This is a genomic window from Agrobacterium sp. CFBP2214 (genome assembly GCF_030209895.1).
In the GTDB taxonomy this organism is placed as follows: domain Bacteria; phylum Pseudomonadota; class Alphaproteobacteria; order Rhizobiales; family Rhizobiaceae; genus Agrobacterium; species Agrobacterium radiobacter.
This window is the reverse complement of record NZ_JARVRC010000001.1, coordinates 490,734-517,246: the sequence shown is the minus strand read 5'-3', so window position 1 is coordinate 517,246 and position 26,513 is coordinate 490,734. Positions and strand designations below refer to the sequence as shown.

Genomic DNA, 26,513 nt, shown 5'->3' with positions numbered 1-26,513 from the left:
CAACTGGCCGTGATCGCCAACTGAACTCACCCAACGGACAATAGAGCGAGAAAGTTGCAAGAAAACCGGCCTCACGCAGGTTTGATCAGAACTTGAGAAATTGATAACTAACGTGTTGGCAAGCCCGCTCATCAGGCGTAGGAGGAACGGCGATATCCTTTGTCGCAGCGGAAAGCCGCAGGCAGCCTCATGAACCGCATCATTCCCCTCATCCTGGCAGTCGCTCTCTTCATGGAGCAGATGGACTCCACCGTCATCGCCACCTCGCTTCCGGCGATTGCAGCCGACCTTAATGTTGGGCCGATCACGCTCAAGCTCGCGCTGACCGCCTATATGGTGGCGCTGGCGATCTTCATTCCCATCAGCGGCTGGATGGCCGACAAATACGGTGCGAAGAAAATCTTTCGTTTCGCCATCGGCGTCTTTGTCGTGGGGTCGATCTGCTGCGCGGTGTCCTCGTCGGTGTTCGAATTCGTGCTTTCGCGTTTCCTGCAGGGCATGGGCGGTGCGATGATGACGCCCGTCGGCCGCCTCGTGCTGCTGCGCACGACCAAGCGCAGCGAGCTCGTCTCCGCCATGGCGCTGCTGACGATACCTGGACTTGTGGGACCGCTGACCGGCCCGCCCATCGGCGGCTTCATCACCACCTATTTTTCATGGCACTGGATTTTCCTCATCAACGTCCCCATCGGCGTCATCGGCATCTGGCTCTCGACGATCTTCCTGCCGGAAATCGAAACCACCAACCCACCGCCGATGGACGGCAAAGGGTTCGTGCTCTCAGGCATCGCCGCCTCCGGCGTCGTATTCGGTCTGTCGGTCGTCAGCCTTCCGGCCCTGCCGCCCGCCATCGGCATCGCCTCGACGATCATCGGTTTCATCTGCGGTTTTCTTTACATGCGCCACGCCGCACGCCACCCTGCCCCCATTCTGGATTTCCGCATATTCCAGAACGCGACCTTCCGGGCGGCTTCCGTCGGCGGCACCGTTTTCCGCATTTCCACGGGCGCCATTCCCTTCCTGATGCCACTGATGCTGCAGATCGGTTTCGGGTTGAACCCGTTCCAGTCAGGCATGATCACCTTTGCAGGCGCGATCGGTGCGATCACCACGAAATTCATGGCCAAGCGGGTCTTTGCGGCGACAGGCTTCCGATCAACGCTGATTGGGGCCGGCATCGTCGGCGCCTTCACAACGCTCGCCAACAGCTTCTTCACGCCGGAAACGCCCTATCCGCTGATCATGATCTTCCTTGTCACGGCGGGGTTTGCCCGTTCCTTCTTTTTCACGGGGTCAAACGCGCTCAGCTATTCCGATATCGAGGACAGCCAGGCCAGTCAGGCGACCTCGATGGCGTCAGTACTGCAGCAGATCAGCCTGGCGCTGGGCGTGGCTTTCGCCGCCTCCATTCTGGAAGTCAGCAGCATGATATCAGGCTCGCATCTGCAACTTGCCGATTTCCACATCGCCTTCACCATCGTGGCGCTGGTATCGCTGTTCGCCATCGTGCCGATCATCCGCATGGACGGCAATGCCGGGGCGGCCGTCTCCGGCCACCGCGGCAAGGTCTCGCAACCGGCGGAGTAATCAGTCTTCCGCCGCCTCGTCGGCTTCGGATGCGTCAACCGGCTCGCTCTTGCGGCCCTTGAAGTGCTTGGCAAGCAGGAACATTTCCACCGATTCCGAGCGTGAGGACGCCGGCTTGACGTGCAACACCTGCTTGAAGTTCCTCTTCAGCATGTCGAGCAGCTGCTTTTCCGTGCCGCCCTGGAAGGTCTTGGCAAGGAAATGGCCGCCTTCCGCCAGCACCTGAACGGCGAAATCGGCAGCGACTTCACACAGATGCATGGTACGGATATGGTCGGTCTTCTGGTGCCCGGTGGTGGGCGCCGCCATATCCGACAATACCAGATCAGGCGTGCCGCCAACGGCCTCCATCAGCTTTTCGGGTGCTGTCGGATCAAGGAAGTCGAGCTGCAGGATCTTCACGCCGGGAATGGGATCGATTTCGAGAAAATCGATCGCCGCGACGCGGATATCGTCCTCGGTGGAATCCGTCACCTTCGAAGCGATCTGCGACCAGCTTCCTGGTGCCGCACCAAGGTCGATGATGCGGGTCGCGCCCTTCAATATCTGATGCTTGTCGTTGATTTCCAGCAGCTTGAAGGCGGCGCGGGCGCGATAGCCTTCAAGCTTGGCGCGCTGCACATAGGGGTCATTGATATGACGTTCAAGCCAACGGCGCGATGAGGCCTTGAGCTTGGTCTTCTTGACCTTCTGGCCGATCTTTCGGCCGGTGCGATTGGTGCTTGTCGGCGCCTTGCTCATGTCAAACCTTCCGTCCTGTCCTGCCGTGTCATCTGCATGCGCCTTATGCGGTTACGCCGCCATGCGCCGTCATCCGCCATCATATCCGTCAAGAGGCCCTCGCGCAGACCGCGATCGGCCACTCGCATACGCCGTGCCGGCCAGCGGCGGCGAATGGCCTCGAGAATGGCGCAGCCGGCCAGAACCAGATCGGCCCTGTCAGGCCCGATGCAGGCATTGGCGGCGCGGCCGGCAAAATCCCAGGCCAGCAGCTTGTCCTGCATCGCCGTCACCTCGGCATCGGAAAGCCAGAGGCCATCCACCTTGCGGCGATCGTATCGTGGCAGATCGAGATGGACGCCAGCAAGCGTCGTCACCGTGCCCGACGTTCCGATCAGGTGAAAATCCTCGTGATGCATCTGCGGTGCCAGAGGCGGGCAATGGAAGGCATCGAGCAACCCTTCGACTTCCCGCACCATGGCGGCAAAGACATCCGGCGTCACATCGCGACCGCCGTGACGTTCCGAAAGCGTGACGACGCCAACCGGCAGCGAGGTCCAGTGGGTGATGTGATTGGCGAGCCGGTTCGAGCGATTTTCCCCGACCTTGATAACGGCGATTTCCGAGGATCCGCCACCGATATCGAACAGCACGACGGAGCGTGCTTCACGCCCGACGAGCGAGGCGCAGCCAGACACCGCAAGGCGGGCTTCCGTCTCGCGGCTGATGATTTCAAGCTTCAGTCCCGTTTCCCGCGTGACACGCGCCAGAAACTCTTCTCCATTCGACGCAGCGCGGCAGGCCTCGGTGGCGATGAGACGCATGCGCCTGATCGGGCGGCCCGAGAGTTTCGCGGAGCAGACTTTCAGCGCCTCGACAGCACGATCCATGGCATCGTCGGACAGCCGCCCACTCGACACCAGCCCCTCACCCAGCCGGACGATACGCGAAAAGGCATCGACGACCCGGAACTGACCGGGCCGCGTCGGCTGCGCAATCAGGAGGCGGCAATTATTGGTGCCGAGATCGAGCGCGGCATACATATCCGCCGGCGGCTCCTGGCCATGCTCGTGCTGGCGGCCTGCGTGGCGGGCGGATATTTCGGATTGCCGATGCGGTTCCTGTCCAGCCCCGTTGGCCCGGCCATTCTGCTTGCCGACATGTTTCGGCGCATGGGTGGGAACCAGCGGACGACCCTGTGGATCGCGTCCGCGCGGATCGCGATGCCCACGCTTGCGGTGGCGCGACTTTCGCCCGCCGCCCGGCGGCACGGAGGATGGATTGGCCGCATCTGTTGCGGCTGGAGCCTGCGTCTGCGCGCTGGAAGCTGGGGCAGCCTGTTGAGACGTACCCTTGCCGCGGGAGCGCCTGCGGCGCTTTCTCTTGCGCGGCTCGGCATCCGGCTCGAGAGCCGATACGTAGGAGGAACCGGCCGGAACATCCGCGGCAACATCATGCGACAGCACAACAGCGTCACGGGGCTGACCGTCACGCTTGTGTTTCTTGCCACGACGGGATCGCTTCGCTTTCCCTTTGTTCGCCACCGACGCCCCTTGTTCCGACGGCTTTGGGCCGTTTCCGGGGTCGATCACTGTCTTGTCCATTTCGCCGCGCACAAGCGTAGACGCTATGCTGCTGGCTTTCATAAGGTTTCGTTGGGCGGACAATACCAGCGCAAGAGATTTTAGCCAAATGGTTTTTGCCGGGCTGCATGTGGCCCAGGGTTCATGCGTTACCCATGCTGCATGGGAACGACACAGTCACGCAATGGTTTTGGGGATTTTCGGAAATCGGAAGCAGCCTGCGCGGCGTCAGGGCTTCAGCAGGGATCCGCAGGCATGAACAGCATCGACGGAAGAGAATACTCCCCTCTCCCGGTAAGTCACTGTGACATATAGACTTATCGGGAGAGGGGAATGGTACGGTTGAGTGGGGTCGAACCACCGACCTCAGGTGCCACAAACCTGCGCTCTAACCAACTGAGCTACAACCGCACATGAAACGCCGAAGCGGCGTCACGGGGGGTGACATAAAAGGTGTTTCCCCCATTTGCAAGTGCCTCTTCGAATTTTGCGAAAAAAGGCGTCGAAAGGCAAGTTCTTTTCAATGGGCCGGGCTGACATGGAGAAGCCGCAGCGGCCTGTTGATGTTAACTCTATTTGGCGATTCATCCCGCAGATGGTGGACCCGGCAGCGCTGTGAAGTTATTTAAAATTCTGTTAACGTGATGCCTCGGCGGGTTTACGTTTTGGGCTTCATGAGGAAGCCGAAAGCCCGCAAGGTCCGGTAGTGCCAGAATAGGTTTCGACATGCCCGCCGTCCAGTATCCCTTTATCGATATCGCAGTACATGAACGGGTGCGTGAAGGTTTCGGACGTGGCGCGGCCATGGCGCTGTTCTCGCTGGACCTTAAAAATGCCCTTTGGGCCAATGGCCGGGGTGCGGCGCTGTTCGGCACGCCGATGGTCTATGATTTTCTGGAACAGGGCCCGAAGCCACAGGACGTGACCTTCCGGCAATTGGCGGCCACGGCGGCGCGGCTTTCCAAAGCGGGCGACAGCCTGCCGTTTACCATTCGCATCACATCGGGTTTCCGCAGCCTTGCCGTCACCGCGCGCGCGGAAATCATCGAGGCCGAGCCCGGCCAGCCGGCCATCCTGTTTTCGGCCCTTACCGATCAGGCCGCACCCGACACGGCAGAATGCGCCCAGCGCATGATCGAAGGTTTTGACGACCCTGATATCCATATGGCGGTTCTGAACGGCGAGAACGAGATTATCGCCGCCTCGCCCGGCTTTTCGTCGCTCGGTATTACGCCGCACACGGCGCGGACGCTGGTTAAAATGGCAGCCGGCCAGTCCGGCCATCTCGTCAAGCGGCCGGTGCCAACCGGCAAGGGCTATCTGCCCGCCGCCACCGGCCAGATCGCCGCGTCGCCCGAACTGAACCTGATGTTCGTGGTCGAAACCGCGCTGGGCACACTCGACCCCGTTAATGGTTTTGCGGAAGACAAGCCACAGGAAACGCCCACCGCCACCGAACCCGCCTTGCCGGTTGCGGAGGCCGCGCCTGCTGTCGCAACAGCCGCCTCCTTCGATTCCGTGCTCGATGCCGTCGCTGGCATCGAAGATGTGGAAGAGGTGCAGGAACTGCCGGCCGATCCCGAAGAGGAAGTGGCAGCACAGCAGGATGAGAACAGCCTTCTGACGTTGCCGGAAATCGGAGCGGAGACCCCGGCGGAGCTTTCCGCGCAGGAGGCCGACGCCGCTGCTGATATGGCGATGACTGACGACATCGCCGATCTTTTCGAACTTGATGAGGATGAAGCAGAGGCTCCCTTAACGGAGCGAGCAATCGCCGCCGCCGACGTCCCTGCCGAAGAGGCCCGGGCCGAAGACAATGCAGCCGCGGACGATGAAATCGTCGAAACCGCGCCGTCAGAAGCTGCTCCTGCGGCGGATGAGGAGATAACAACGGAGACCGAGGAGACGGACTTCGGCGCTGGCGCAGAAGCGCAACCTTTTGTTTTCAATGCCGGGGCGCGCGCCTCCCGTTTCGTCTGGAAAATCGACGCCGAAGGACGCTTCAGCTCGATCTCGCATGAGTTTGCGGAAGCCGTGGGCGCGAAGGCTGCTGCCGTGGAAGGCATGGGCTTTGCCGATGTCGCGGCCCTGTTCAATCTCGATCCCGACGGCAAGATCCGCGAGCTTCTCGGCCGTCGCGACACCTGGTCGGGCAAGACGATCTATTGGCCGGTGGAAGGCACATCGCTGATGGTGCCGATCGATCTCGCCGCCCTGCCCACCTATACGCGCTCACGCGAATTCGACGGTTTCCGCGGTTTCGGTATCGTGCGGCTTGCCGATGCCACCGAAGACCCGCATGCCACGGGCCTTACCTTCCTTGATGGCGAAGAGGCCGATCCGGCAGAAGCACTACCGCAGCCGTCTATCGAGGATGAAAGCCACGAATTGCTGGCCTTTATCGATGAGGATGACGACGAAGGCGGCGATTCCGGTGAGGATGAGGCCCCGGCAACGGACCTCGATGCGGCAGACGGCGCATCGGATGCGGTCCCTGTCGAAGAACCGCACCTTGATTATACCCCGCCGGAATTCGAAGCGCCTGTCATAGCGCCGGCGCTGGAGCCAACCTATTCCGACAAGGTCGTCCATCTGGAGGAGCGCCGTTCCCGCTCCCGCGAGGGCCTGACCGCAGGCGAGCAGGCCGCCTTCCGCGAAATCGGCCGGGCCCTGGCGCCTGCGGATTCTGCTTCGGAGGAAAATTCGGACGCGGATGCGGGGATCATTTCCGCCGAACCGGCAGGACAGGATATCCAGCAGGATATCGTTGCGGATGCGCCGGAAAGCGCACCCTCAGACACGGAAACCGACGAAAAGACGACCGAACCGCCTGATGAAGACGATCTTTTTGCGGACTACGTTCGTGGCGAGCAGCCCGCGGCTATTCGCGCAGCGGCGGGTGAAAGCGGCTCTGAAGAAAAGCAGGAGACTGCAATTGACGAGCAGCCGACTGCCGATATTGCCGCCTCCATGGTCAGCCCGTCCGTTCGCCCCGCAAATGCGTTGACGGCCGAAACGCTGGACCAGATGCCGGTTGCGCTTCTGGTGCATGCCGGCGACAGGCTGATCCACGCCAATCCGGATTTCCTGCGCTTGACGGGCTATGGGTCTCTCGCCGAACTGCAAGATGTTGGCGGGCTGGAAGCGTTGCTGCAGCGGCAGGATCTGGAACAGATGCCTGACAATGAGGGCGGCATGGTCGTCGTCAGCGCCGAAAACGACATCATTCCGGTCAAGGCGCGGCTACAATCCATCCGCTGGGAAGAAACCAAGGCGCTGATGCTGTCGCTGGTGCCGCTTGAGGAAAAGCAGGCGCCGGTTGCGGCCGCCAACGAAAACATAGCGGCCGGCGACATCGAAAATGCGGAAGCAGGCAGCCTCTCCCTCCTGCAGGGCGAAGTGGAGGAACTGCACTCCATTCTGGAAACCGCCACCGATGGCGTGGTGCTTCTGGGAGACGAAGGCGAAATCCGCTCGCTCAACCGTTCCGCCAGCGCGCTGTTCAATTATGATAATGGCGAAATCGCCGGCAAACCTTTCGTCACCCTCTTTGCCCATGAGAGCCAGCGCGCCGTGCTGGACTATCTTTCCGGCCTTGCCAATAACGGTGTCGCGAGCGTGCTGAATGATGGCCGCGAAGTGATCGGCCGCGAGGCATCCGGCGGCTTCCTGCCGCTGTTCATGACCATCGGCCGGCTTAAATCCTCGCATGGCTATTGCGTTGTCATCCGTGACATCACCCAGTGGAAGCGCACGGAAGAGGAACTGCGCAACGCCAAGCGCGCGGCGGAAACCGCCAATGCCCACAAGACCGATTTCCTCGCGCGCGTCAGCCATGAAATCCGCACGCCGCTCAACGCCATCATCGGCTTTGCCGACATGATGGCGACTGAACGCTTCGGGCCTATCGGCCATTCGCGCTATGTGGAATATTCCAATGATATCGGCCGCTCCGGCCGGCATGTGCTCGATATCGTCAATGATCTCCTCGATATTTCGAAGATCGAGGCCGGGCAGATGGATGTGGATTTCATCGCCGTGCCGCTGAACGAGACGGTGGCCGAGGCGGTGTCGCTGGTGCAGCCGCAAGCCAATAACCAGCGTGTCATTATCCGCACGGCCCTTGCGCAATCTGTGCCGCAGATCGTCGCCGACCTGCGCTCGATCAAGCAGATCGTGCTGAACATCCTGTCGAACGCCATCCGTTTCACGCCATCAGGCGGCCAGATCGTCGTTTCCACAGCCTATGAAGCCAATGGCAGCGTGTCGCTGCGTATCCGCGATACCGGCATCGGCATGACGCGCGCAGAACTGGAGCAGGCCATGAAGCCGTTCCGGCAGGTGGCCTCTTCCGGCAAACGTGTGCGGGGCGACGGCACCGGACTCGGCCTGCCGCTGACCAAGGCCATGGTGGACGCCAACCGTGCGAATTTCTCCATCACCTCAACGCCGAATGAGGGCACGCTGGTGGAAATCAGCTTTCCGTCACAGCGGGTTCTTGCCAACTGAGGTCATGCGGGCGTAGCAATGCGAAAGCCGCCGGCTGAAGGATCAGCCGGTTAAGGCTTTTTGCAAGACAGCAGGCTCGCATGCCCATGACGGCTCCCCTTCCCGCGACAAAACGCGTTTCGCTATTGCCGATTGCGGCCATCATTGTCGCAGCCATTGCCGCCATGCCCATTCTGGCGATCTTCTGGCTGGCGCTGACCGGCAGCACGGAGGGGTGGCAGCATCTTCTCGCCAATGTTCTGCCGCGCGCCGGCTTTCGCACCTTCATGCTGCTGGGGATGACGGCCGCGACGACGGCATTTTTCGGCATTGCCTGCGCCTGGCTCGTCACTACATTCGAGTTTCCGCTGCGGCGGCTATTGTCGGCAGCACTTGTCCTGCCGCTTGCCATTCCGTCCTACCTGGCAGCCTATGCGTTCGGTGAGTTTCTCGACTTTACCGGCCCGGTGCAGAGCGCCCTTCGCGCGGCCTTCGGTTATCACAGCATCCGCGATTACTGGTTTCCGGATATACGCTCGCTCGGCGGTGCTGTCATCGTTCTGAGCTCGGTACTCTATCCCTATGTCTATCTCTCGGCGCGCGCCGCCTTTTCCATGCAGGGACGTTTTGCGGCTGATGCGGCCCGCACACTTGGCGCAAAGCCTCTGAACGTGTTCTTCTCCGTGCAATTGCCGATGGCGCGGCCGGCGATTGCCATCGGCCTGTCGCTGGTCTTGATGGAGACGCTGAACGATATCGGCGCGGTCGAATATCTCGGCGTCCAGACGCTGACCTTCACCATTTACGAGACCTGGCTCAATCGCGGCAATCTTGCCAATGCGACCCAGATCGCCGCCGTCATCCTCATCATCGTCGGTGCACTGATCGTCATCGAACGCAACGCCCGCGAAAAACAGCGCTTCGGCGCGCCGAAGGCGACAAGCATGGCGCAGCGCCATCGGCTGAAGGCGCTGACCGGCTGGCGGCGCTGGTGCGCCGGCCTGTTCTGCTTCGTACCCGTGGCGAGCGGATTCTTCATTCCGGTGATCGTGCTCGGCGGTTACGCAGCAAAGAGGCTCGATGCGCTGTTCTCCCCGAAGCTTCTGAAAGCGCTCGGACACAGTCTCGAAGTCTCGCTTTCCGCCGCCTTCGTGACGCTGATTGCCGCTTTTGTGTTTTCCTATGCCATCCGCACCGAGCGCTCGCGTACCTCCAAGGTCGCCGCCCGCTTCGGCTCAATGGGATATGGCGTGCCGGGAACCGTGCTCGCCATTGGCGTGCTCATTCCGCTGGCCAGCCTCGATAACGGCGTCGACGGGTTCATCCGTTCCCATTTCGGCTTTTCCAGCGGCTTGCTGCTATCAGGCACCGCCTTCGCCATCATCTATGCCCATGCCGTGCGCTTCATGACCATGGCGGAAGGCACGCTCGATGCCGGTTTCCAGAAGCTCTCGCCGCATATCGACATGGCCTCGCGAACGCTTGGGCGCAACCGGGCACAGACGCTGTTCAAGGTGCTGTTGCCGAACATGCGGCCGGCCGCGCTGACTGCTTTTCTTCTGGTGCTGATCGAATCCATGAAGGAATTGCCGGCCACCATCCTGCTCCGGCCTTTCGGTTTCAACACGCTGGCAACGCTGGTCTATGAGGATGCATCCCGCTCAAAGGTGCAGGATGCTGCCGTACCGGCGATCATCATCATTATCGCCGGGCTTGTTCCTGTGCTGCTGGTCTCGAAATCGATGGATCATCCGGAAAATCGCTGAATGGCATCGGCCGTCGCGGCAAAAAGAAAGGCGGCCTTGCGACCGCCTGTATTAGTTGTGCTTTTTTTCAACGAGAGAAAGGGGGACAACCTCGCGATATGGAAATTATCAATCCCGGCCATCAGAAATTTGACAGCCCTGCGTTGGGTTTACTTTCCGCCAACTCCTATTAACAAGCGGTTAAAACCAAAATCGAGCAATTACCGACGAAAATTCCTATTCTGAGACCGTAAAGCGCCGAAACTAAATTAAAAGTTCCTGAATTAATCGCGATTTCAACAGTAACGCGAGAAAATCGAAGAGGTCCGTTTGATCAGTGTCGAGCGGCGGCGTGTTCATCCCGCATCCGCTGCAACTCCGTGCGTTTGGATGCGATGGAGGCAACGATAACGCCGATGGTCACAAGCCCGATGAGGATCGTGCAGATGGCGTTGATTTCCGGTGTCACGCCAAGGCGGACCTGCGAGTAGATCTTGATCGGCAGCGTCGTCGCACCGGGGCCGGTGGCGAAGCTGGCGATGACAAGATCATCAAGCGACAGGGTAAAGGCCAGCATCCAGCCGGCGATAACGGCGGGGAAGATCAGCGGCAGGGTGATGCGGAAGAAGGTCTTGACCGGCGGGCAACCGAGATCGAGCGCCGCCTCCTCCAGACTGCGGTCGAAGGTCAAAAGGCGCGACTGCACGACGATCGCCACGTAACACATGGTGAAGGTGGTGTGCGCAATGACCACGGTCCAGAAACCGCGATCCACCCCGACCGCCACGAAGAGCAGCAGCAGCGACAGGCCGGTAATCACCTCCGGCATGACGAGCGGCGCATAGATCATGCCGGAAAACAGTACCCGACCCGGGAAGCGGGCAAAGCGGGTGAGCGACAGCGCCGCCAGAGTGCCGAGGATGGTGCCGATGGTGGCGCTGAGGATACCGACGCGCAGCGTCACCCAGGCAGCATCCATCAGCCCCTGGTTCGACCACATGGAGCGATACCATTGCAGCGAAAAGCCGCCCCAGACGGTGACCAGCTTGGAGGCGTTGAAGGAATAAACGATCAGGATGATGATCGGGATATAAAGAAAGGCAAAACCGAGGGTGAGGACGGTGATGTCGAATTTTCCGCGCTTCATGGCCTCACCCCACCTTCTTCTGCTGGTTCTGGAAGATGGCGATGGGCACCACCAGCAACAGCAGAAGCAGCACGGCGACGGCGGATGCCAAAGGCCAGTCGCGGTTGCCGAAGAATTCCGTCCACAGCGTCTTGCCGATCATCAGCGTCTGCGCGCCGCCCAGGAGATCGGGGATAACGAACTCGCCCGTTATCGGGATGAAGCAGATCATCGACCCGGCTACGACGCCCGGCAGGGAGAGCGGAAACGTGATCTTCCAGAAGGCCTTCCATGGCGGGCAACCAAGATCGGCAGCAGCTTCGAGGAGCGTATTGTCGAGCTTTTCCAGCGCCGAATAAAGCGGCAGCACCATGAAGGGCAGATAGGAATAAACAATGCCGATGAAGATCGCCGTCTCGGTGCGGAAGATATTGACCTGCTGGTCGGGCCCCAGAAGGCCGATCGACTGGAACAGCACCGTCAGCAGGCCTTCGGGCTTCAGAATGCCGATCCAGGCGTAAACGCGGATCAGGAACGAAGTCCAGAACGGCAGGATCACCAGCATCACCAGCGTCGGGCGAATGGATGACGGTGCGCGCGCCATCGCCAGCGCCATGGGATAACCGATCAGCAGCAGCAGGAAGGTGGAGATGAAGGCGATGCGCAGCGACGACAGATAGGCGTCGATGTAGAGCGGGTCTTCCGTCAGGAACAGGTAATTTTCGAAATCCAGCTGCGAAAAGAATTCGCCGAGCTTCGAAAACCCTTCGAAGACCGGCGTATAGGGCGGCATGGAGATCGCCGTATCCGACAGCGAGATCTTGAAGATGATTAAGAAGGGTGCTGCGAAAAACAGCAGCAGCCAGAAATAGGGAACCGCGACAACCAGCCAGCGCCAGGGGCTTTGCCGGTTTTCGGGAGTGGTGATCGCCATGAAAGCCTCCCTCAGCGCGTCAGGACAAGGCCGGAATCCGGCCTCCAGTTCAGCCACACCATGTCGCCGAAAGTGATCGGGCGATCCACGAGACGCGAGACGTTCGCCTGCGCTGCACGGATGACGCGGCCATCGACAAGCTTGACGATGAAGACCGAGAAGTCGCCGAGATAACCGATATCCCAGACCTCGCCATAGGCGGAGTTGACGCTGCTGTCGGCGGGCTGGTCTAGCGAGATGCGAACCTTTTCCGGGCGGATGGCGTAAGCGACCTCACTGCCGGTCGCGGCAGCACATTCCTGCTCCACCGCCACTTTCAGCCCTTCGCAATCCAGCGTCACCAGGCCGGGCTTGCCGATATCCGAGGCATTGGCGACGACCTTCGCGTCGAAAATATTGATGTCGCCGATGAAGTCGGCCACGTAACGGCTGTTCGGTGCCTCGTAAATCTCGGCCGGTGTCGCCACCTGCACGACGTTGCCTTTGTCCATGACAGCGATCCGGTCCGAAACCGTCATCGCCTCTTCCTGGTCATGGGTGACGATGAGGAAGGTGAGGCCGAGATTGGTCTGGATATCCATCAGCTCGAACTGCGTTTCTTCGCGCAGCTTCTTGTCGAGCGCGCCGAGAGGCTCATCGAGAAGAAGCACCTTCGGCCGCTTGGCAAGCGAACGCGCGAGCGCCACACGCTGCCGCTGGCCGCCGGAAAGCTGGCTGGGCTTGCGCTTGGCGAATTCCGTGAGCTTGACGAGGCGCAGCATTTCCTCGACGCGGGCGGCGACGTCCGCCTTGGGCAGACCATCCTGCTCCAGACCGAAAGCGACGTTCTTTTCCACCGACATATGCGGGAAAAGCGCATAGGACTGGAACATCATGTTGGTGGGACGCTTGTAGGGCGGCACGCCGGAAATATCCTTGCCCTGAAGCAGGATGCGTCCTTCCGTCGGCTCCTCGAAGCCGGCCAGCATGCGCATCAGCGTGGTCTTGCCGCAGCCGGAGGGACCAAGCAGCGAGAAGAACTCGCGCTCGTAAATATCGAGCGTCAGATTATTGACGGCGACGAAATCGCCAAAACGTTTGGTGACGTTTTCAAAGCGGATGAAGGGCACCGCATCGGGACTGTCCCAAGGGCTAAATTTGCGTTTGACCGGCCCCAGAGTTTTCGCCATTCACCCACCCTCAAATCCCGTTGGTCTTTCGAACGATGCTTCGGGGCGGGCGACACCGGCAGGTCGTGGGACCTGCCGGCAAAGGATTTGAGAAACAGGCCCGCCGGCCGTTCCTCAACCAGCGAGCGGAGGTCTTAGCTGCCGGTCTTGATCTGCGTCCAGACGCGGTTCAGCACACGCTGTTCCTTCGGTCCGTAGGGCGAGATGGTGAAGAGCTTCTTCATCGTCTCCGCATTGGGATAGACCGCCGGGTTCTTGGCGACGGACTCATCCATCAGCGCCTGCGAAGCGAGGTTGCCATTGGCGTACTGAACGTAGTTGGACGCCTTGGCGATGACTTCCGGCCGCATCAGATAGTTGATGAAGGTGTGGGCTTCCTCGACATTCTTGGCATCCGCGGGGATGGCAAGGTTGTCGAACCACATATAGGTGCCTTCCTTCGGGATGATGTAGTTCACCTCGACGCCGTTCTTGGCTTCCTCGGCACGGCTCTTCGCCTGCAGGATGTCGCCCGACCAGCCGATGGTGATGCAGCTGTCGCCATTCGCGAGTTCGTCGATATAGGCGGAGGAGTTGAAGGTCTTCACGAAAGGACGGATCTTCGAATAGACCTCGCCGCCGGCTTCCAGGTCGGCCGTTTCCTTGCTGTCGGGATTCTTGCCGAGATAATTCATGGCGATGGCGAAGGTTTCGTCCGACGCATCGAGAATATTGATACCGCAGGATTTCAACTTTTCGGCATTTTCCGGCTTGAAGAGAATATCCCAGCTATCGACGGGAACATCGCCAAGCGCTGCCTTCACCTTCGCGACGTTATAACCGATGCCGGTGGTGCCCCACATGTAGTTCACGGCATATTCGTTGCCGGGGTCGTATTTCGCCAGACGCTCGGAGACCTCGGGCCACAGGTTCTTCAGATTCGGCAACTTGGACTTGTCGAGTTTCTGGAACACGCCGGCATTGATCTGGCGGGCAAGGAAGGGGCCGGTCGGCACCACGACATCATAACCGGAGCTGCCGGCCAGAAGCTTGGTTTCCACAAGTTCGTTGCTGTCGAACACGTCATAGACGACCTTGATACCGGTTTCCTTGGTGAAATCGGTAAGGATCGATTCGTCGATATAATCCGACCAGTTATAGACGTGGACGACCTTCTCCTGGGCCATTGCCGAGCCTGCTGCAACGAGCGCGGTGGTGAGAGCCAAGGTCAGACGGAGAGAACGGTTTTTCATGATGTCTCCTGTTAACGCATCCTCACGGTGGAAGCGTGATCCCCTTTTTTTGGAGAGACTAGAAAGGAAAACAAAAGGGAGCAAGCGGGAAATGTGCAGCACAGCATTTTCAACCAAATGTGTTCCGGCCGCAAAAAAGCGGATGGAAACACCTACTGGAAGTCGAAAACACTAAGGCCGGTCACCATTTCATCCAGCCCCAGCGGCCGTGTCAGTGGCGCTTCGGCGCGCGACAGACAGCCCTGTCTTTCGCACAGCCGGCACGAGGGGCCGACGGCAACAGGCGAGGCACCCGAGGCGGCTGGGCCATAGACCGTCTCTCCCGCCTGAGCGAGATCGCAACCGACAAGCACGGCCGTTCGCCGCACCCTCTCGCCGAAACCCGCCTGCGGGCCTTCCAGTGTGCGCGAAACCGTGAGGAAGGCATCACCGTCAGGCATCTCCACCGCCTCCACCAGCACCTGCCCCGGCTGGGCGAAGGCGGCATGGATATTAAGCCGCGGACAGAGGCCGCCGAACCGCGCCCTCGGAAAACCACCGGCCCCTGCGAGGCGGAACCGGTTGCCGGCATTGTCGATCTCCATCAGGAAAAACGGTATTGCCGCAGCCGTTGGCCGTTGCAGGCTGACGAGGCGATTGGCGGCCTGCTCGAACGACACGTTGAAGCGCGACCGCAAAACATCAAGATCGTATTTCGCGCGCTGGGCGGCAGCAAGGAATGCGCCATAAGGCATCATCAGGGCATGGGCGGCATAACGCGCCAGCTCGAAGCGGGCGATGCGCTTTGCCTCCTCCCCTTTCAAACCAAGCCCGTCAAGCTCCGCGCCTATCTCTTCGCGAAGGGCCAGAAGACAGGTCTCCATGGCCATTTCCCTCAGCTGATCCGGCTGCGACAGGCGCTCGGATAAAAACAGCCGCATCGAATGGCGGTCATAACGCCTCCTGAGGTTCGGCATGGCGTGTACAGGCAAGGTTCTGACCACGATACCGTGGTTTTTCTGCAGCCATGCCCTCAGCCCGGAGGCGAGATCATCGCCCGCCGCCAATTGTTTATGGAGCTCTTCCGCCGCCGCATCGATGGCGTGGAAATAGGCCGACCGGTTTTCAAAGACATGCCGCACCTCGTCGATCGGCAGGCGGGTGGAGGAGAGCGCCGTTTCGTGCCCTTCCCGCGCCAGAAGATCGGAAAGGTCGGAAAGGCGCTGCGCCTGTTCCCGGTAGGCCCGGTAAAGCTTGAGGACACCGCTTGCCGCATTGGGCGCCGCATCTGCGACCTCGATCAGCTCCTGCGGCGACGGCACCTCACCCACCAGCAGCGGATCGGCGAAGACTTCACGCAATTGTCCGGCGGAACCGGCGCTCTCGCCCTGCAGATCATCAAGATCGACCTTATAGACAGAGGCGAGCTTCAAAAGCAGCTGCACGGTCAGCGGTCGCTGGTTGCGCTCGATGAGATTGAGATAGGACGGCGAAATCGCCAGCGCCTCGGCCATGGCCGTCTGCGTCAGCCCCAGACCATTGCGAATGCGGCGCACGCGCGGGCCTGCAAAAATCTTGTTTTCCGACACCGTCTTGCCTCTCCATCCCGACGACTCATACAAGCCTGTTACAAACTCTCGGGGTGAATAGCTTTTACAAAATTTACAATTTTACAGCTCCACCCTGTCATGCATCCTACAGGATAACCTCTTTCAAGTCACTGTTTTTATGTTTTTTCTGGCGCTCAAATCTCCAAAAATGTAAATGTAGTCACATCGAACTGCGCTTCACAAAGTTGAAGGCAGCGCGTTTCCGAAACGGCATTTGTCAAGGGAGAGAGAAGTATGACGGATTTTTACAAACTTGTTCCGGGTGCACCGCAGGGACGCTTCGACGGCATCGAGCGCACTTACACCGCCGCGGATGTGGAGCGGCTGCGCGGCTCCGTCGAAATCCGCCATTCGCTGGCCGAAATGGGCGCGAACCGGCTGTGGAAGCTGATCAACGAGGAAAATTTCGTCAATGCGCTCGGCGCGCTTTCCGGCAACCAGGCCATGCAGATGGTTCGCGCCGGGCTGAAGGCGATCTATCTCTCGGGCTGGCAGGTTGCGGCGGATGCCAATACGGCGTCGGCCATGTATCCGGACCAGTCGCTTTATCCCGCCAATGCGGCGCCGGAGCTGGCCAAGCGCATCAACCGCACCCTGCAGCGCGCCGACCAGATCGAGACGGCGGAGGGCAAGGGCCTTTCGGTCGATACCTGGTTCGCGCCGATCGTTGCCGATGCGGAGGCCGGTTTCGGCGGGCCGCTCAACGCTTTCGAAATCATGAAGGCCTTCATCGAGGCGGGTGCGGCGGGTGTTCACTATGAAGACCAGCTGGCATCGGAAAAGAAGTGCGGCCATCTCGGCGGCAAGGTCCTGATCCCGACGGCGGCGCATATCCGCAACCTCACGGCGGCGCGGCTTGCGGCTGACGTCATGGGTGTGCCAACGCTGGTCATCGCCCGCACGGATGCGGAGGCCGCCAAGCTTCTGACCTCCGATATCGATGAGCGCGACCGTCCCTTCGTGGATTACGATGCCGGCCGCACCGTCGAGGGCTTTTATCAGGTCAAGAACGGTCTTGAGCCCTGTGTTGCCCGCGCGGTGGCCTATGCACCCTATTGCGACCTGATCTGGTGCGAGACATCAAAGCCGGATCTCGAGCAGGCGCGCAGGTTTGCGGAAGGCGTGCACAAGGTGCATCCCGGCAAGAAGCTCGCCTACAATTGCTCGCCGTCGTTCAACTGGAAAAAGAACCTCGACGACGCGACGATTGCCAAGTTCCAGCGGGAACTCGGGGCAATGGGCTACAAGTTCCAGTTCATTACGCTCGCCGGTTTCCACCAGCTGAATTTCGGCATGTTCGAACTGGCGCGCGGTTACAAGGACCGGCAGATGGCGGCTTATTCCGAGCTTCAGGAAGCGGAATTCGCAGCAGAGGCCAATGGTTACACCGCCACCAAACACCAGCGCGAAGTCGGCACCGGCTATTTCGACGCCGTGTCGCTCGCAATCTCCGGCGGCACGTCTTCGACGACAGCCATGAAGGAATCCACCGAGCACGACCAGTTCCGCCCCGCGGCCGAATAAACCTCAAAAAACGCCCTTCCCGGTGACGGGAAGGGCTTGCAAACCGGATCAAGAACCCCAACCAATAAAGAGAGGAGAAATGCCATGAATGCCCACAACCCCATCAAGACCCACGTCAAGGAACGCGCCGAGGAGCAGTCCTCCGCCATGACGCAGGATCAGCAGGCCGCCATCCGCATGCTGGCCAATGATCTGCACCGCCTCAACCAGGCCGTCATGAAAGCCGTCGAGGCCGGTGTTTCCGTCGAGCTGGTCCGCTCGGCCCGCCACCATGGCGGCGGCGGCAACTGGGGAGATCTTCTGATTCCCGTCATCGTCGCGCAAGGGCGTGACGCCGCCTGAAGCGACAGCCTTTCTTTTATGCCGGGCGGCTCTTGCGCCCGGCATAAAGATCGGAATGCCCCTTGATCAGACGGGTCATCCGATCCGCCACCGTCCTGATATCGCGGCGGTGGCGATCGTCATTGTTCATGACGATCCATTGATTGTGGCGAAGGGTTTCCATCTCGTCACCTTCCCGGGCAAGCCGCGCATCCGCATCGCCCACGAAGCATGGAAGCACGGCGACGCCTGCCCCGGCCAGCACAAGATCGAGAAGCGCCGTCGGCCGGTTCACCGTTACCGCGATATCATTGCGGCGGTTCTCATGCGGCCAGCGCAGATAGGTTGAAATGGCGTTTTCCTCCGCCACCGCCAGCCAGCGGTCGGCGACGGCAGTGGCGGCGTTGCGCAGCCTGTAGGGCGCATAAGCCACCTCTCCCGTCTTGATGGCGGCGAGGTTCTTTTCCTGCGGCTCGAAAGCGCGAATGCCGATGTCATTCTCGCGATGCGCCAGAGACGCCCTCTGTTCGGCAATGAAAAGATCGATGCGGAAATCGTCGCGGTCGGTGCAGATGGCGGAGAAGTTGCCGGTCAGCAGCCAGGCGTTCCAGGTGCCGACGGCGATGCGCACCACGGATGAGGCGGACGACGCCTTCTGCCATCCCTCGATATCCCTGGCTGCATTCTCCATTGCCATAAGCCGGTCGAACAGCGCACGGCCATCCGCCGTCAGGGCGTATCCCGTCTGGCTGCGCAGAAACAGAGCCTTGCCGATACGCTCCTCCAGTTCGATCATGCGCCGTCCGATGGTCGCGGGGCTCAAACCCGTTATCACCGCGGCCCCGGTCAGGCCGCCGCTGCGTGACACATCGAGGAAAAGCTGGTAGGAATCCCAGGTGACGTTTTTCATGGATGAAAAACGTAGCGCATTTTCTTGCGCAGATAAATCAAAAAACGGCGCGCATCATGGCCCCTCCGCATTAGAAGGAGAGCGACATGCATGCGATTTTTGCAGCACGGGCCATCATCGAAAACCAGCAGCCGCGCACGCGGCGCGAAGCCATTCTGCAGGAAGAGAAATTTTATGCCGATATGGCCGAGGCATCTCGGCCGTGGCGGTTTTTCCGCACAGTCATCGGCTTGATGAAGACGACGAGCCGCCGATCAATAAAAGAGGGCGATCAGGGCTGCCATAGCACCGGCTGCGATAAGGCTCAAGCGAAAGGCCAGCTGCCGGTTCTCGCTTTCGGCGCGGGCGATGGCAATGGCGCGAGGGCGGCGATGTGCTGTTCTGTTCATGCGCGGGTTCCTGACGAAAAACTCAACCGACCCATGCCCTGTTAAGAGCCTCCAGCATGACTTCATGTGCAGCGGGATCATAGGGCGATCCGGCTTTGCTGGCATCTGGTCAGGATGACTCCACGCCCGTTAACAGATTATTAAAAGGGCAAAGGCTGATAACAAACTCAGCCAGTGATTTTGGCAAACAGGTGGCATCCGCACACCGTCACCCCGGACTAGATCCGGGGTCTAGCCGACGCACGTCTGTGCGGCAAGAGAGTCTTTTCAGCCCAAGGACTTGAGCTGACTGGATACCGGCTCAAGGCCGGTATGACGGAGGAGAGAAGTGCCGCACTTGAAAAACCCGAGACTATCTCAAGCGAATTCGCCTGCCGCCTGACCAGAGGCCCAGGCCCACTGGAAATTATAACCGCCGAGCCAACCGGTCACATCAACACATTCGCCAATGAAATAAAGCCCGGCCACGGATTTCGCCGCCATGCTGCGGGAATCGAGGCCGGTCGTATCCACCCCGCCGAGTGTGACTTCCGCCGTGCGATAACCTTCGGAACCGGCGGGCTTGATCTGCCAGTCCTGCACCTCGCCCGCAAGCTTCGCCAGCACCTTGTCGGACATATCGGCCAGATGGCCGGTGAGGCCGGATTGTTCGACGACATGCTGGGCAAGACGCTTCGGCAGGATTTCCGACAAAGCGGTCTGGGGTGACTGCCGACCGTTCTTCTGTTTCGCCTGCTTCAGAAGCGCGGCTATATCGCGATGCGGCTCAAGCTTCAGGCTGACCACATCACCCTCGCGCCAGTAGGATGAGATTTGCAGGATCGAGGGCCCGCTCAAACCGCGATGGGTGAAGAGCAGCGCTTCCTCAAACGAGGTCTTGCCATGGGAAACCTCAGCCGGAACCGCGACGCCGGCAAGCGGGCTCAGCTTTTCCAGCAAAGCGGGATCGAGCGTCAGCGGCACGAGACCGGGGCGCGTCTCGATGAGCTTGAGGCCGAATTGCTCGGCGATCTGGTAGGCGAAACCGGTCGCGCCCATTTTCGGGATCGACTTACCGCCCGTCGCCACAACGACGCTTTCCGCCTCGATGACGCCGCCTGATGTCGTGACGCGAAACCGCCCACCGTCATGGGTGACGGCCGAGACTGACGTTTCGAGCCGCAGCTTCGCATTGACCGCCTGCATTTCGCCAAGCAGCATGCGGATGATATCCTTGGCGCTGTCGTCACAGAAAAGCTGGCCGAGCGTCTTTTCATGCCAGGCGATGCGGTGTTTTTCGACAAGGGCAATGAAATCGCGCGGCGTATAACGGGCGAGAGCGGATTTGGCGAAATGCGGATTGGCGGAGAGATAATTCTTCGGCCCGGCATGGATATTGGTGAAGTTGCAGCGGCCGCCGCCGGAGATGCGGATCTTTTCGCCCGGCGCCTTCGCATGGTCGAGAATTATGACGGAGCGGCCGCGCTGGCCGGCGCGGATGGCGCACATCATGCCGGCGGCGCCCGCCCCCAAAATCAGCACGTCACATTTCTCTGTCATCATTCCATCCGATCCGTTTCCTTTCCTCTTTTCGAAGTGCCGCCGCTTGTCAATGGCGCTTTCCCCCTCGCCAATTGCCAAACTACGGTTATGATGGCGCCAGTCGAAACACAGACCCGGTGATACATGCCCCCGAAGAAAACCATGCTCCGCCCGAAGAAACAGGCAACCATGGCAAAGACACCTCCCCTCGACCTCTCCTCCACCCGTGGCGTTTCCTCCTGGCGCGAAGCCGCGCAATGGCTGAGGGCGCGCGGTATCGAAGACATAGAATGCATCACCCCCGATCTTGCCGGCGTTGCGCGCGGCAAGATGATGCCGACGGCAAAGTTCACGGGCGACACCTCGCTTGCCCTGCCCTCCGCGCTCTACCGCCATACGATATCAGGCGAATATCCTGATGAGACCGCGAATTTCCGTTACGAGCCGCGCGACAGCGACCTGAAGCTGGTGCCTGATCTTTCCACGCTCTCCGTCGTGCCGTGGGAGAGCGACCCGACCGCGCAGGTGATCTGCGACGTCGTGGATGCGGAAGGCAATTTCGTCCCCTACACGCCGCGCAACGTGCTGAAGAACGTGCTGTCGCTTTATACGGAAAAGGGCTGGAAGCCGGTCGTCGCGCCGGAAATCGAATTCTACCTCGTCGCCATGAATGACGACCCGGATTATCCGCTGCATCCGCCGAAGGGCCGGTCCGGCCGCTCCATTGTCGGCGGGCAGAGCTATTCCATCGCCGGCATCAACGAGTTCGACGAGCTGATCGACGATATCTATCACTTCTCGGAAAAGCAGGGCCTCGAGATCGATACGCTGATCCACGAGGAAGGTCCGGCGCAGCTGGAGATCAACCTGCGCCACGGCGACCCCATCGAGCTTGCCGATCAGGTCTTCCTGTTCAAGCGCACCATCCGTGAGGCGGCGCTGAAGCACGGCATCTACGCTACCTTCATGGCCAAGCCGATGCAGGGCCAGCCGGGTTCGGCCATGCATATTCACCAGTCGGTGGTGGAAATCGACAGCGGCCGCAATATTTTCTCGAACAAGGATGGCGGCCCTTCCAAGGAGTTCTTCTCCTTCGTCGGCGGCATGCAGCGTTACGTTCCGAACGCGCTTGTCATGCTCGCGCCCTATGTGAATTCCTATCGCCGCCTGACGCCTGATATGGCCTGCCCGGTCAACAATGCCTGGGGTTACGACAACCGCACGACCGCCTTCCGCGTGCCGATTTCCGGCCCGCAGGCGCGGCGCGTCGAAAACCGCCTGCCGAGTTCGGACGCCAATCCCTACCTCGCGCTTGCCGCCTCGCTCGGCTGCGGCTGGCTCGGCATCGTCAACAATATCGAACCGACCGAACCGACCGCCGAGACGGCCAATGAAGGCTCCATCGACCTGCCGCGCGGGCTTCTGGAGGCCGTGGCGCTGCTGGAAGGCGAAGAACAGTTCGAGCGGGTGTTTGGCCATGAATTCGTGGGCCTTTATGCGGGCCTGAAACGCGGGGAGTTCGAGACCTTCATGCAGGTCATCAGCCCCTGGGAGCGCGAGTTCCTGCTTCTCAACGTGTGAGGAACCACGAGCATGACATGGCAAAGCCCGATTGCGCCGGGAATTTCCTGGTATCAGGCAACCGTCGGCGAGCGGCCGGACTATCCTGCCCTCGATGGATCGAAGCAAGTTGATGTCGCGATCATCGGCGGCGGTTATACCGGCCTTCAGGCCGCCTGTAACCTCGCCGAAAACGGCGTCTCCGTCGCCCTCATCGAGGCGCATCGTTTTGGCGATGGCGCTTCCGGCCGCAACGGCGGCCAGTTCGGCACCGGCCAGCGCTCCTTTCCGGACGAAATGGAGGCCGAGATCGGCTTCGAGCAATCGAAGCTGCTGTTCGACATTGCCGAGGACGCCAAGAATTACGTGCGCGATTTCGCAAGCAGCCGCGGCATCGACATGGAATATCTGCCGGGGCAGCTCTATGTGGCGCACAAGGCGGCTTACGAGGACGATTATCGCAGAAGCGTGGACGCGATGAACAATCGCTACGGCTATCCGCATATTTCCTATATGGAGCGTGGTGAAGCGCGCAAACGCGTCGGCTCCACCCATTATTTCGGCGGCACGCGCGACACCGGCACCGGCCACATTCACCCGCTGAAGCTGCTGGTCGGGCTGGCGAAGGCGGCGCAAGCGGCAGGTGCCGCCATTTATGAGATGACCCCCGCCAAGTCCATCCGGCAGGCGGGCGGCAAGACCATCATCGAGACGCCCTTCGGCACGATCACCGCGCCGCGGGTACTGATCGCCACCAATGCCTATATTGGCAATCTGGAACCGGTAACGGCCGCCCACATCATGCCGATCCGCTCCTTCATCGGCGCCACCGCACCGCTCGACGCCTATCCTGATATCATCCCCGGCAAGGAAGCCGTCGCCGATTCCCGCTTCGTGGTGCGTTATTTCCGCAAGACGGCCGACAACCGGCTGCTGTTCGGCGGGCGCGAGGCCTATACGGCCGATGCGCCACGCGATATTTCCAGCCATATCCGCCGGCAGATCGCCGAGATTTATCCCGAGCTGAAGGCTGTCGAAATCACCCATTCCTGGGGCGGCTCCGTCGGCATTACCCTGCCGCGCAAGGTCTTCGTGCGCGACGTCATGCCCGGCGTCACCTCCATCGGCGGTTATTCCGGGCACGGCGTGATGCTGTCGAATTATTGCGGCAAGCTCTATGCCGATCTGGTTCTCGGCAAAAAGGACATGCTGGAGCCCTTCGCCCGGCTGAAGGTGCCGTCTTTCCCCGGTGGGGCATCGCTGCGTGAGCCGCTGCTTTTCCTGGCGCTCTCCTGGTACGCGCTGCGAGACAGGTTTTAATCCTTCAGGATGCATAGGGGGTTTCGATGGAAAAACCGGATGACAGGCTTGTTACGATCGCGACGGGCTATGGTCTCGTTGATACGGCGGTGACATCCTCGTTTCTGCAGGCCTATGGAATTCCGACGATCGCCATTCCCTCCCAATGCGCCTCGATATTCTGGCACTACACCGTGGCTTTTGGTGGCATAGAGATTCGCGTTGCCGCACGGCAGCTCGAAGAAGCGCAGATGCTGCTGGACAGCATCGAGCAAAGCAGTGAAACCACGGATGCCAGAAAGAGCCTTCAACTCTGGCGAGGGATTGCCGCTATCCTTGTGTTTTTCTTCTTTTCGGTTCCACCGCCTGCCAAAGGTATCTTTAGAAACAGTGCTCTGCCCGCGCATGGCAGAATGACCGAGATCATCGCATGAGTGTTTCAAACCTCGGCAAAAGCAAAATTCATAATTTCACATAACTGAGTCTGGCATTTTTAAATCGATTAGATTATTGATGCCCCCAACCCTTGAAGATCGAGAGAATCGATATGAGCAGTCAGATCATTCCTGTTGAACCTTTTGATTGTGTCGTTTTCGGCGGCACGGGCGATCTTGCCGAGCGCAAGCTTCTGCCGGCGCTTTATCACCGGCAGGTCGAAGGCCAGTTCACGGAGCCGACCCGCATCATCGGTGCGTCGCGTTCGGTCATGACCCATGAGGAATATCGCAAATTCGCGCAGGACGCTCTGAAAGAGCACCTGAAGGCCGGCGAATATGACGACGCACAGGTTGCCGTGTTCCTGAACAGACTTTTCTACGTGCCTGTTGATGCCAAGGGCAACAACGGCTGGGACGTTCTGAAGAAGCTGCTGGACGAAGGCAAGGAGCGCGTGCGCGCCTTCTATCTGGCTGTCGCACCGGGCATTTTCGGCGACATCGCCGACAAGATCCGCGAACACAAGCTGATCACCCGCTCGACCCGCATCGTCGTTGAAAAGCCGATCGGCCGCGATCTGGCCTCTGCCCAGGAACTCAACGACACGATCGGCCACGTCTTCAAGGAAGAGCAGATCTTCCGTATCGACCACTATCTCGGCAAGGAGACGGTGCAGAACCTGATGGCGCTGCGTTTCGCCAACGCGCTTTACGAGCCGCTGTGGAATTCCGCCCATATCGACCACGTCCAGATCACCGTTGCCGAAGCGGTGGGCCTCGAAGGCCGCGCCGGTTATTACGACAAGGCCGGCGCGTTGCGCGACATGGTGCAGAACCACATTCTGCAATTGCTTTGCCTCGTCGCCATGGAGCCGCCCGCTTCCATGAAATCGGAGGCGGTGCGCGACGAGAAGCTGAAGGTCCTGCGCTCGCTGAAGCCGATCGACACCAGCAATGTCGAAAAGCTGACTGTGCGCGGACAGTACCGCGCCGGCGCTTCCGCAGGCGGCCCGGTCAAGGGTTATCTGGAAGAACTGGAAGGCGGTGTTTCCAACACCGAAACCTTTGTCGCCATCAAAGCTGAAATCGCCAACTGGCGCTGGGCCGGCGTTCCCTTCTACATCCGCACCGGCAAGCGACTTGCGACCCGCGTTTCGGAAATCGTCGTCACCTTCAAGCAGATCCCGCATTCGATCTTCGACGATGCGGCCGGCAAGATCGAGGCCAACAAGCTGGTCATTCGCCTGCAGCCGGATGAAGGCGTCAAGCAGTCGCTCCTCATCAAGGACCCCGGCCCGGGCGGCATGCGCCTGCGTCAGGTTTCGCTGGACATGAGCTTTGCCGAAGCCTTCAACGTACGCAGCCCCGATGCCTATGAGCGGCTGTTGATGGACACCATCCGCTCCAACCAGACGCTGTTCATGCGCCGCGACGAGGTCGAGGCCGCGTGGGACTGGATCGACCCCATTCTCAAGAGCTGGGAAGATCTGGGACAGGGCGTGCAGGGTTATACCGCCGGAACCTGGGGCCCGAGCGGCTCGATCGCACTGATCGAGCGTGACGGTCGCACCTGGCACGATGCCGATTGAGGGCGCACCGATGAGCGAAACGATCCACGTCTTCGACACCGCCGCCGAACTGGCAACCGCGCTTGCGGCGGAGGTTGCCAAACGCCTTGATGCGGCAACGAAGGATCGCGGTACGGCGAGCATCGCCGTATCCGGCGGTTCGACGCCCAAGCTGTTCTTTCAGGCGCTTTCCAAACACGATCTCGACTGGCCGAATATCAGCGTGACGCTGGTGGACGAACGTTTCGTGCCACCGGAAAGCGACCGTTCGAACCACCGTCTCGTTGCGGAGAACCTGCTGCAGGACAAGGCGAAGTCGGCCTATTTCGTGCCGCTGTTCCAGCCGGCGGCCTCGCCCGAGGATGCGGCGACGCTTGCGACCGTCAAGACCGAGGCGATCTGCGATCCCTTCGATGTCGTCATTCTCGGCATGGGAACGGATGGCCATACGGCATCGTTCTTCCCCGGTGGAGACAATCTCTACGAAGCGCTCGACCTTGATGAACCGCGCGGCGTCCTGACCATGGCGGCGGAGAATGCGGGAGAGGAGCGGTTGACCTTCAACTTCTCCAGCCTGCACGATGCCGATTTCCTCGTGCTGCATATCGAAGGTGCGGCCAAGAAGGCGACGCTGGAGAAGGCGCAGTCTGGCGAGGATGAGGATGAAATGCCGATCCGCGCCGTGCTGAACCGGGCCGAGACGCCTGTGGATATATACTGGGCGCCATGAGCCAACGCGGTTGCCGCCTCTGCGGCCCCGCGACAAGCGCCCGAAGACATGAAGACTGAAACACGACAACCGGCCGCTCACCTC

At 60.4% G+C, this 26,513-nt stretch carries 20 protein-coding genes and 1 tRNA gene; 11 read left to right on the top strand and 10 right to left on the bottom strand.

Features of this window, described 5'->3' with window-relative positions; translation table 11 throughout:
- Window positions 1-189: 189 nt before the first annotated feature.
- On the top strand, window positions 190-1,587 hold the full coding sequence (locus QRN60_RS02510) for an MDR family MFS transporter (RefSeq protein ID WP_087743372.1): 1,398 nt from the start codon (window positions 190-192) through the stop codon (window positions 1,585-1,587).
- On the opposite strand, the gene QRN60_RS02505 is transcribed toward QRN60_RS02510, so the two are convergent.
- From QRN60_RS02505 to QRN60_RS02495, 3 genes are all read right to left on the bottom strand, one after another.
- Entirely contained in the window at window positions 1,588-2,328 is a 741-nt protein-coding gene (locus QRN60_RS02505; protein WP_113082713.1) for an RlmE family RNA methyltransferase, read from the bottom strand. It lies immediately after the preceding gene.
- Entirely contained in the window at window positions 2,325-3,953 is a 1,629-nt protein-coding gene (locus tag QRN60_RS02500; RefSeq protein ID WP_031234391.1) for a Ppx/GppA phosphatase family protein, read from the bottom strand. The genes QRN60_RS02505 and QRN60_RS02500 overlap by 4 nt, the downstream gene beginning before the upstream one ends.
- 271 nt (window positions 3,954-4,224) lie before the next feature.
- A tRNA-His gene (locus QRN60_RS02495) sits at window positions 4,225-4,301 on the bottom strand.
- A gap of 315 nt (window positions 4,302-4,616) precedes the next feature.
- Here QRN60_RS02495 and QRN60_RS02490 point away from each other — a divergent pair.
- Window positions 4,617-8,399, top strand: coding sequence for an ATP-binding protein (locus tag QRN60_RS02490; RefSeq protein ID WP_129565311.1), 3,783 nt, complete (start codon window positions 4,617-4,619; stop codon window positions 8,397-8,399).
- Window positions 8,400-8,479: 80 nt separating this feature from the next.
- Window positions 8,480-10,144: an ABC transporter permease gene (locus tag QRN60_RS02485; RefSeq protein WP_162692777.1), complete on the top strand. Its 1,665-nt coding sequence runs from the start codon at window positions 8,480-8,482 to the stop codon at window positions 10,142-10,144.
- 313 nt (window positions 10,145-10,457) lie between these two features.
- On the opposite strand, the gene QRN60_RS02480 is transcribed toward QRN60_RS02485, so the two are convergent.
- The 5 genes from QRN60_RS02480 to QRN60_RS02460 all read right to left on the bottom strand — a co-directional run bounded on the left by QRN60_RS02480 (window position 10,458) and on the right by QRN60_RS02460 (window position 16,152).
- Window positions 10,458-11,270 carry an ABC transporter permease gene (locus tag QRN60_RS02480; RefSeq protein ID WP_020010469.1) on the bottom strand — a complete coding sequence of 271 codons (813 nt, stop codon included), beginning with the start codon at window positions 11,268-11,270 and terminating at the stop codon, window positions 10,458-10,460.
- Between the two features lie 4 nt (window positions 11,271-11,274).
- Complete coding sequence (locus QRN60_RS02475) at window positions 11,275-12,183, bottom strand: ABC transporter permease subunit (protein WP_003503296.1); 909 nt, start codon at window positions 12,181-12,183, stop codon at window positions 11,275-11,277.
- An 11-nt stretch (window positions 12,184-12,194) separates the two neighbouring features.
- Complete coding sequence (locus QRN60_RS02470; RefSeq protein ID WP_129564604.1) at window positions 12,195-13,352, bottom strand: ABC transporter ATP-binding protein; 1,158 nt, start codon at window positions 13,350-13,352, stop codon at window positions 12,195-12,197.
- A 134-nt stretch (window positions 13,353-13,486) separates the two neighbouring features.
- Entirely contained in the window at window positions 13,487-14,584 is a 1,098-nt protein-coding gene (locus QRN60_RS02465; protein ID WP_003503300.1) for a polyamine ABC transporter substrate-binding protein, read from the bottom strand.
- 152 nt (window positions 14,585-14,736) lie between these two features.
- The gene (locus QRN60_RS02460) at window positions 14,737-16,152 is read right to left on the bottom strand and encodes a helix-turn-helix domain-containing protein (protein WP_003503301.1); all 1,416 of its coding nucleotides are present in this window, start codon (window positions 16,150-16,152) and stop codon (window positions 14,737-14,739) included.
- Window positions 16,153-16,407: 255 nt separating this feature from the next.
- Between QRN60_RS02460 and aceA the strand changes: the two genes are divergently transcribed.
- A complete protein-coding gene (aceA, locus tag QRN60_RS02455) occupies window positions 16,408-17,697 on the top strand; it encodes an isocitrate lyase (protein ID WP_112293054.1) in 1,290 nt (429 codons plus the stop codon).
- Window positions 17,698-17,781: 84 nt separating this feature from the next.
- Window positions 17,782-18,039: an SMc00767 family acetate metabolism repressor gene (locus QRN60_RS02450; protein WP_004432604.1), complete on the top strand. Its 258-nt coding sequence runs from the start codon at window positions 17,782-17,784 to the stop codon at window positions 18,037-18,039.
- Between the two features lie 16 nt (window positions 18,040-18,055).
- On the opposite strand, the gene QRN60_RS02445 is transcribed toward QRN60_RS02450, so the two are convergent.
- Window positions 18,056-18,928 (bottom strand): LysR family transcriptional regulator, encoded by an 873-nt coding sequence (locus QRN60_RS02445; protein WP_060722914.1) that lies wholly within the window; start codon window positions 18,926-18,928, stop codon window positions 18,056-18,058.
- Between the two features lie 86 nt (window positions 18,929-19,014).
- Between QRN60_RS02445 and QRN60_RS02440 the strand changes: the two genes are divergently transcribed.
- Window positions 19,015-19,362 carry a hypothetical protein gene (locus QRN60_RS02440; protein ID WP_099085648.1) on the top strand — a complete coding sequence of 116 codons (348 nt, stop codon included), beginning with the start codon at window positions 19,015-19,017 and terminating at the stop codon, window positions 19,360-19,362.
- A 312-nt stretch (window positions 19,363-19,674) separates the two neighbouring features.
- On the opposite strand, the gene QRN60_RS02435 is transcribed toward QRN60_RS02440, so the two are convergent.
- Window positions 19,675-20,859, bottom strand: a complete 1,185-nt coding sequence (locus QRN60_RS02435; RefSeq protein ID WP_060726033.1) for a BaiN/RdsA family NAD(P)/FAD-dependent oxidoreductase — start codon at window positions 20,857-20,859, stop codon at window positions 19,675-19,677.
- Window positions 20,860-20,982: 123 nt separating this feature from the next.
- On the opposite strand from QRN60_RS02435, the gene QRN60_RS02430 reads away from it, so the two are divergent.
- The 5 genes from QRN60_RS02430 (at window position 20,983) to pgl (ending at window position 26,429) form a co-directional block, all read left to right on the top strand.
- Window positions 20,983-22,419, top strand: a complete 1,437-nt coding sequence (locus tag QRN60_RS02430) for a glutamine synthetase family protein (RefSeq protein WP_020010462.1) — start codon at window positions 20,983-20,985, stop codon at window positions 22,417-22,419.
- 12 nt (window positions 22,420-22,431) lie between these two features.
- Window positions 22,432-23,718 (top strand): NAD(P)/FAD-dependent oxidoreductase, encoded by a 1,287-nt coding sequence (locus QRN60_RS02425; protein ID WP_129564605.1) that lies wholly within the window; start codon window positions 22,432-22,434, stop codon window positions 23,716-23,718.
- Between the two features lie 26 nt (window positions 23,719-23,744).
- On the top strand, window positions 23,745-24,131 hold the full coding sequence (locus tag QRN60_RS02420) for a hypothetical protein (protein WP_003503320.1): 387 nt from the start codon (window positions 23,745-23,747) through the stop codon (window positions 24,129-24,131).
- Between the two features lie 113 nt (window positions 24,132-24,244).
- Window positions 24,245-25,720, top strand: a complete 1,476-nt coding sequence (zwf, locus tag QRN60_RS02415) for a glucose-6-phosphate dehydrogenase (protein ID WP_003503322.1) — start codon at window positions 24,245-24,247, stop codon at window positions 25,718-25,720.
- A 10-nt stretch (window positions 25,721-25,730) separates the two neighbouring features.
- The gene (gene pgl, locus QRN60_RS02410; RefSeq protein WP_099086156.1) at window positions 25,731-26,429 is read left to right on the top strand and encodes a 6-phosphogluconolactonase; all 699 of its coding nucleotides are present in this window, start codon (window positions 25,731-25,733) and stop codon (window positions 26,427-26,429) included.
- Window positions 26,430-26,513 lie beyond the last annotated feature (84 nt).

Bases quoted from the DNA above. Each gene is read 5' to 3' on its own strand.
- QRN60_RS02425 (WP_129564605.1), top strand. From the start codon at position 22,432: ATGACATGGCAAAGCCCGATTGCGCCGGGAATTTCCTGGTATCAGGCA.
- QRN60_RS02450 (WP_004432604.1), top strand. From the start codon at position 17,782: ATGAATGCCCACAACCCCATCAAGACCCACGTCAAGGAACGCGCCGAG.
- aceA (WP_112293054.1), top strand. From the start codon at position 16,408: ATGACGGATTTTTACAAACTTGTTCCGGGTGCACCGCAGGGACGCTTC.
- QRN60_RS02490 (WP_129565311.1), top strand. From the start codon at position 4,617: ATGCCCGCCGTCCAGTATCCCTTTATCGATATCGCAGTACATGAACGG.
- QRN60_RS02445 (WP_060722914.1), bottom strand. From the start codon at position 18,928: ATGAAAAACGTCACCTGGGATTCCTACCAGCTTTTCCTCGATGTGTCA.
- QRN60_RS02465 (WP_003503300.1), bottom strand. From the start codon at position 14,584: ATGAAAAACCGTTCTCTCCGTCTGACCTTGGCTCTCACCACCGCGCTC.
- QRN60_RS02510 (WP_087743372.1), top strand. From the start codon at position 190: ATGAACCGCATCATTCCCCTCATCCTGGCAGTCGCTCTCTTCATGGAG.
- QRN60_RS02480 (WP_020010469.1), bottom strand. From the start codon at position 11,270: ATGAAGCGCGGAAAATTCGACATCACCGTCCTCACCCTCGGTTTTGCC.
- QRN60_RS02485 (WP_162692777.1), top strand. From the start codon at position 8,480: ATGCCCATGACGGCTCCCCTTCCCGCGACAAAACGCGTTTCGCTATTG.
- pgl (WP_099086156.1), top strand. From the start codon at position 25,731: ATGAGCGAAACGATCCACGTCTTCGACACCGCCGCCGAACTGGCAACC.
- QRN60_RS02440 (WP_099085648.1), top strand. From the start codon at position 19,015: ATGCATGCGATTTTTGCAGCACGGGCCATCATCGAAAACCAGCAGCCG.
- QRN60_RS02430 (WP_020010462.1), top strand. From the start codon at position 20,983: ATGCCCCCGAAGAAAACCATGCTCCGCCCGAAGAAACAGGCAACCATG.
- zwf (WP_003503322.1), top strand. From the start codon at position 24,245: ATGAGCAGTCAGATCATTCCTGTTGAACCTTTTGATTGTGTCGTTTTC.
- QRN60_RS02500 (WP_031234391.1), bottom strand. From the start codon at position 3,953: ATGAAAGCCAGCAGCATAGCGTCTACGCTTGTGCGCGGCGAAATGGAC.
- QRN60_RS02470 (WP_129564604.1), bottom strand. From the start codon at position 13,352: ATGGCGAAAACTCTGGGGCCGGTCAAACGCAAATTTAGCCCTTGGGAC.
- QRN60_RS02420 (WP_003503320.1), top strand. From the start codon at position 23,745: ATGGAAAAACCGGATGACAGGCTTGTTACGATCGCGACGGGCTATGGT.
- QRN60_RS02475 (WP_003503296.1), bottom strand. From the start codon at position 12,183: ATGGCGATCACCACTCCCGAAAACCGGCAAAGCCCCTGGCGCTGGCTG.
- QRN60_RS02435 (WP_060726033.1), bottom strand. From the start codon at position 20,859: ATGATGACAGAGAAATGTGACGTGCTGATTTTGGGGGCGGGCGCCGCC.
- QRN60_RS02505 (WP_113082713.1), bottom strand. From the start codon at position 2,328: ATGAGCAAGGCGCCGACAAGCACCAATCGCACCGGCCGAAAGATCGGC.